The 1,831-nt window shown below is 42.8% G+C and carries 3 protein-coding genes; all 3 read right to left on the minus strand.

All coding sequences use genetic code 11. From position 1 onward, the window contains the following. A partial coding sequence (locus ACRCJ0_RS13125; protein WP_431390705.1) for a universal stress protein occupies nucleotides 1–192 on the minus strand: 192 nt, incomplete at its 3' end. Between the two features lie 204 nt (nucleotides 193–396). After that, nucleotides 397–1,488 (minus strand): M42 family metallopeptidase, encoded by a 1,092-nt coding sequence (locus tag ACRCJ0_RS13130; RefSeq protein ID WP_431390707.1) that lies wholly within the window; start codon nucleotides 1,486–1,488, stop codon nucleotides 397–399. Nucleotides 1,489–1,624: 136 nt separating this feature from the next. Continuing rightward, on the minus strand, nucleotides 1,625–1,831 hold a 207-nt coding region (locus tag ACRCJ0_RS13135), incomplete at its 5' end, for a GNAT family N-acetyltransferase (RefSeq protein WP_431390708.1).

Genomic DNA, 1,831 nt, shown 5'->3' on the forward strand with positions numbered 1-1,831 from the left:
TTTTTTCATCTCGTTTATATCTGTTTCAGATACCCGCAAGTCACTAAACACATAGTCATCGGCAATTACTGATAGGACGTCTACAGTAGCATTTGAGCGCATGGCAATCTCAACTGCATCTCGAAAGGCTGCTTTACTGTTGTCCGAGTCATCTACTGGCACCAATATACGTTGAATGTTATCAAGAATCATTTTCGTTACCTCCCTTACTTTCTTTCCATATAAAGTATAACACAAAAACGGAACCGCTTACAAAAGTAAGGCCTTTATATTTCAAGAAAAACAATTAATCCCTTTTTTCTAGCGAATGCTTGAACCTTACGCCAGTATGTTATCCAAATCGAAGCCAAGCAAAAAGACTATGACATTTTGCCACAGTCTTTTAGGTTTCTATGCTTATAAGTCTTGTAATGATGTGAAGGCTAAGTCCTCTGCTGTTAAACCTTTTAAGAAGGCTACGGTTACGTCCACAGTGTCTTGGAAGTCTTGGTAGGCAGATATTAGGTAATGAGTATGTGCATAACGAGTTGGCATACCTAGTGTAATCACTGATACCCCATTATTTGCAGTATGGATTGAGCCGGCATTTGTACCACCACCATCACGGACGGCTTGTTGGATTGTGATGCCAGCCTCTTCACTAGCTTTCAAAAATAGACCGTTTAAGTGGTCAGAAGCGATATAAGTTGAATCGCGATACCGTAATTGAGGTCCTTGTTTCACGCGTCCTTGGCCAAGTGTAGCTGATTTTGCGTAATCGTCTGAAGGCGTTCCCTCAAAAACGATGGCCACTTGTGGATCAATGCGGTTTGTTGTGACTTTAGCCCCTCTTAAACCAACTTCTTCTTGTGTGGCAAAGGCGCCAACAAGATTGAATGGTAAGTTTTTCACGCCTTCAGGTCCTAATTCATTGAAGACAGCGATGGTTGCAGCTACACCAAGACGGTTGTCAAAGGCTTTGCCAATCATCATGCCATTCTTTTCGTTGACCTGGAATTTGGTTGCGGGTACGACGGGTTGGCCAACTGTAATACCGAAATCGTTGATCACTTCTTCTCTTGAAGTGGCACCTACGTCTAGTTTCAAGTCTGTTAAGGCTACTGGTTTGGCCTTCTCTTCTGCAGTCATGAAATGGATGGGTTTACTTGTGGCAACAGCTGGAACATAGCTTTCATTATCATTGGTTCTAACCATGAATAATTGCGACTGGGCAGAGGCTGCCGTCCAACCACCTAAAGCTTGCATCAACAGTAGTCCATTTTCGTCGATGGCTTGTACCATAAACCCGACTTCATCCATGTGGGAATCTAACATAATCGTTGGTTTGTTGGGGTCCATGTCAGTAAAATTCATGTATAGGTTTTTCATAGCATCAGCTTGTAAGCTAAAATCACCCTTGTTAGCTTTCACTACATCGATCACTTGGTCTTCATATCCTGGCGCCCCGTAAGCATTCGACACGTCTTCTAGCAATTTAATATATTTCATTTTGCACCTCTTTACACTTTCTAATGTAACCATTTTACCGATATTTATTGGAAAATGAAAGCGAGTGCCCTTCAAAGGAAAAAGCCATCCCTATCCTTGCTAGCTAGCAAAGACAAGGATGGCCCTTCTTCAATCTTTATTTGTCTGCATTAATGTGGTCGTATTTCGCTGGGCTTTCGTTGAATTTCTTCACGACATATGGGCATAGGGCTTTAATTTTGCGGCCTTTTGCTTCTGAGTCGGCAACTAGGTGGTCGACAAGCTGTGCAGCGACGCCTTGTCCGCGTAAACTTGGGTCCGTCCATGTGTGTGTTGCGACGATGACATTGTCTTCCTTTGGTTC

The organism is Aerococcus sp. L_32 (assembly GCF_050689315.1).